This window comes from Phocaeicola sp. RTP21198st1_B8_RTP21198_201120 (genome assembly GCF_040929485.1).
Lineage (GTDB): Bacteria > Bacteroidota > Bacteroidia > Bacteroidales > Bacteroidaceae > Phocaeicola > Phocaeicola dorei.
Window position 1 is genome coordinate 1 of the sequence record NZ_JBCOCI010000167.1, and the last position, 288, is coordinate 288.

Below are 288 nucleotides of genomic sequence, written 5' to 3' on the forward strand. Positions count from 1 at the left end.
CGATATATTTTTAAGGAAATATAATCATGAGACGATGGAACAACGTATCAATAGAATAAAAGTGGTGTTGGCTGAGAAACAGCGAACTAACAAATGGTTGGCCGAAAATTTAGGCAGAGAGTACTCTACTATTTCTAAGTGGTGTACGAATACAAATCAGCCTGATCTTATCACGCTGACAAAAATTGCACACCTACTAGAGGTAGACATACGCGAACTATTAGTGAGCGGAAGACCCACGTTGAAGGATTCGGACTTTACATCCGGTAATAAGTAGTACTCATTAAT

General features: G+C 38.5%; 1 protein-coding gene. It reads left to right on the plus strand.

What is annotated here, in order from left to right; all coding sequences use genetic code 11:
- Window positions 1–34 precede the first annotated feature (34 nt).
- A complete protein-coding gene (locus AB5935_RS23915; protein WP_007215924.1) occupies window positions 35–277 on the plus strand; it encodes a helix-turn-helix transcriptional regulator in 243 nt (80 codons plus the stop codon).
- The last annotated feature ends 11 nt before the right edge of the window (window positions 278–288 follow it).

What these genes read in the sequence shown, in the direction of transcription:
- AB5935_RS23915 (WP_007215924.1), top strand. Translation starts at nt 35, where the DNA reads ATGGAACAACGTATCAATAGAATAAAAGTGGTGTTGGCTGAGAAACAG.